The sequence below is a fragment of the Kitasatospora putterlickiae genome, assembly GCF_039527695.1.
Classification (GTDB): Bacteria; Actinomycetota; Actinomycetes; order Streptomycetales; family Streptomycetaceae; genus Kitasatospora; species Kitasatospora putterlickiae.
The window spans coordinates 3118-6188 of record NZ_BAAAKJ010000280.1; the positions used below are offsets into that span (position 1 = coordinate 3118).

The following is a 3071-nucleotide window of genomic DNA, read 5'->3' on the forward strand; positions in this document are numbered from 1 at the left end:
CGTAGTCCTCGGGGCCTCCTACGACGCGGACCCCTCGGCCGGCGCCGCGCCTTCGAGCAGTCCCAGCACGTCCAGCAGCAGCCGGCAGTCCTCGGCGTCCCGCGCCCGCGCCGCCACCGCCCTCCGCGCCCGGGCCCGGACCTCGGGCGGCCCCGGGTCGCCCGGCGGTGCGAACAGGTCTCCCATGGTCTGCAGTTCACGGTTGGGTCGAATCGTCGCCGCCACTTTCGCCTCCCGTCCGGATGAGCCGGATCGTCCAGCGTACTGCGCCGTCCGGGTGGCTGGGGGTACCCGACCGTCGCCGGTCGTCCCGGCGGGACCGGCCGGGAGGATGTGGTGTGCGTCACCATCCGGGTGGCCCGGGTAGGAGATGGGCGATCATGACCGGATGGACGCCCGTTTCCTCGGCATCGCCGAGTTGACCGAAACCCCGCCCGTGGCCGTGGTCGTCGACGTGATGCGCGCGTTCACGGTGGCCGCCTGGGCCTTCGGGCAGGGGGCGGAGAAGGTCGTCCTCGCCGAGTCGCTGGCCGGGGCCCTGGAGCTCAAGGCCGGCCGTCCGGACTGGGTGGCGCTCAAGGACGGCCCGCCCGCGCCCGGGTTCGACGCCGTGAACTCACCGGCCATGCTGCGCTCCGTCGACCTCGGCGGACGGACCGTCGTGCAGAAGACCACGGCCGGGACGGTCGGCGCCCTCGCGGTGAAGGACGCGTCGCTGGTGCTCTGCGCGAGCTTCGTGGTGGCGGAGGCGACGGCGCGGCTCCTGCGGACGGGCGGCCGTGGCGGCGTCACGTTCGTGGTCACGGGCGAGGACGGGCGCGCCGAGGAGGACCTGGCGTGCGCCCAGTACATCGCCGGGCGGGCGGGCCGGGCCGAGACGGACGCGGCCGGGTTCCTCCGCCGCGCCCGGGGGTCGCGCGCCGCCGCCGAGCTGATGGAGGGGGTGCGTGCGGGAGCCCATCCCGACGACGTCGCCCTCTGCCTCGAACTCGACCGGTTCCCCTTCGCCATGGTGGCGGCCCTGGAGGACTCGCTCATGGTCCTCCGCCCGTGCGCCGTCCCCGCGCCGGCCGCCGGGGCCACCGGGGCCGTGACCTGACCGGCGGGCGTTCAGCCCCCCGCCGCCCGGCGGCCGCCCGGACCTCCGCGCGCACCTGGTCGCGGTTGAGCGGCGAGGGCCGTCACAGCGTGGTGAGGACGTCCTGGTGGACCTCGTCGAGGACGAAGCCGTTGTCCCACCGGACCCTGACCGTCACCCGCCTGCCGCGCCCCTGGTGCGCGGTCCACCGCGGCTCCAGTTCGGCGATCTCCGCCTCCAGGCGCAGGCGGCTCGCCTCCGGCATGGTGTGCCCGTAGTCCTCGAAGAGCGCCTTGAGCCGCTGGTACTCGCGGACCTCCTGGCTCTGCGGGAGCTCCCCGTTCACCCGTTCGACGGTGCCCTCGATCCCGGCCCCCAGCGAGAGGAACCCGACGACGGCCCCGGGCTCCCCGGCGTGCGCGTCGCCGATCCCGAGGTCCGCTGCCAGCCGGACGCGACGTCCTTCCTCCAGGGTCATCCGTGCTCCGCCTCTCCGTCGACCGGCGCCGCCGTCGCGGTACCGGACGTCACGCTACCCGGCGCCCGGCCGCCCGGCCCGCCGCGGGTCCGGGCCCCGTCGGCCCCCGGCCGGTGCCGGCACCCGTCCGTGATCGGAACGGCCGGTACTCGACTGTGCCCGGGCGCCGCCGCGCCCCTACCGTCATTGGTCTGAACCAGACCAGACGAAAGGACTTTCGAACATGAGCGGCGTCAGCCGGTTCGGACAGACCCTCGCCGCCGTCGCGGCGGCCCTGACCCTGTGCGCGGCGCCCGCGGCGGCGGCCGGGCGACCCGGGGCGTCCACGGCGTCCGGCGGCACCCTGGCGGCGAGCCCGGAGGCAGCGGGCGGCGCCTCGGCCGCCGGGATCTCCCGGAGCTTCACGCTCACCAGCCTCAGCCCCGCCGCCGACGGCAGGTGCCTGGACGTCTGGGACTGGGGCAACGGCCCGTGGATCCAGATGTGGGGCTGTCACGGCGGCGCCAACCAGTCCTGGAACGTCTCCTGGAACAGCGTCAGCGCCGGCTATACCATCCAGAGCAACGCCAGCGGCAAGTGCCTTGACGGCTTCCGGGGCCGGGGGCAGCAGCTCGTCCAGCTCCCGTGCGACAACAGCGCCTCGCAGGCCTGGAGCGTGCCTCCGAGCGCCGGCCGCTGGCGCTTCGTCAACCTGGCGTTCCCCGGTCACCCCGGCTTCCCCGGCCCGTCCGGCCAGTGCCTGGACATCTACGACTGGGGCCGCGGTGACGTGGTCCAGCTGTGGGACTGCGGCGGCCAGGGCAACCAGGAGTGGTGGTACAGCTGATCCACCCCGGAAGCCCCTGCTCTGAGAAGCGCCTGACCGCCTGAGAAGCGCCGAGAAGCGCCGTGCCGCGGTCCGTCCCCTCGACGGACCGCGGCACGGCGGGTTTCACCGGGTGTCAGAGCCTCCCGGTCACACGGCCTGCCAGAGCGCCGGGACGTTCGGCGGCTCCCAGCCGGCGTAGGCGGTGTGGCCCTGGAGGCAGCGGTAGCTGACCCCGTTGTAGGTCACGACGTCGCCGGCCTTGTAGGTGGTGCCGGCCGCCCAGGTGCCGCCGCCGGGGTTGCCGGTGCCGACCGTCAGGCTGAACTGGGCGGTGTGCACGGTCGCGCCGGCGGTGCCGGTGACGGTGACCTGGTAGGTGCCGGTCGTGGCCGCGGAGGAGGCCGCCAGGGTCAGGGTGGCGGCGGAGCCGGCCTGGACCGACGACGGGCTGAAGGTCGCGGTGACGCCGGACGGCAGGCCGGAGGCGGTCAGGGCGACGGTCTGCGCGGTGCCCGAGACGAGCGCGGTGTTCACGGTCGCGGTGGTCGAGGCGCCGGGCAGGACCGAGCCGGACGACGGGGCCAGCGCGAGCGAGAAGTCGTCGCCGCCGTTGTTCGAGCAGGTCGGGTCGCCGGTCTGGGCGGGGACGCTGACGGCGTCCCAGGCGGCCTTGGTGCGGTTGTACAGGTTGCAGGTGGGGTCGAGGT

5 protein-coding genes are annotated in these 3071 nt (G+C 74.9%); 2 read left to right on the top strand and 3 right to left on the bottom strand.

What is annotated here, in order from left to right:
* Positions 1–18: 18 nt before the first annotated feature.
* Positions 19–186 carry a hypothetical protein gene (locus ABD308_RS27495; RefSeq protein ID WP_344339931.1) on the bottom strand — a complete coding sequence of 56 codons (168 nt, stop codon included), beginning with the start codon at positions 184–186 and terminating at the stop codon, positions 19–21.
* A 202-nt stretch (positions 187–388) separates the two neighbouring features.
* Between ABD308_RS27495 and ABD308_RS27500 the strand changes: the two genes are divergently transcribed.
* Positions 389–1099 carry a 2-phosphosulfolactate phosphatase gene (locus tag ABD308_RS27500; protein ID WP_344339933.1) on the top strand — a complete coding sequence of 237 codons (711 nt, stop codon included), beginning with the start codon at positions 389–391 and terminating at the stop codon, positions 1097–1099.
* 82 nt (positions 1100–1181) lie between these two features.
* Here the strand turns inward: ABD308_RS27500 and ABD308_RS27505 are convergent, their stop codons facing one another.
* Positions 1182–1556 (bottom strand): hypothetical protein, encoded by a 375-nt coding sequence (locus ABD308_RS27505; RefSeq protein ID WP_344339935.1) that lies wholly within the window; start codon positions 1554–1556, stop codon positions 1182–1184.
* Positions 1557–1779: 223 nt separating this feature from the next.
* Here ABD308_RS27505 and ABD308_RS27510 point away from each other — a divergent pair, with 223 nt between their 5' ends.
* Positions 1780–2382, top strand: a complete 603-nt coding sequence (locus ABD308_RS27510; RefSeq protein WP_344339937.1) for an RICIN domain-containing protein — start codon at positions 1780–1782, stop codon at positions 2380–2382.
* Positions 2383–2511: 129 nt separating this feature from the next.
* On the opposite strand, the gene ABD308_RS27515 is transcribed toward ABD308_RS27510, so the two are convergent.
* On the bottom strand, positions 2512–3071 hold a 560-nt coding region (locus tag ABD308_RS27515; RefSeq protein WP_344339940.1), incomplete at its 5' end, for a carbohydrate-binding protein.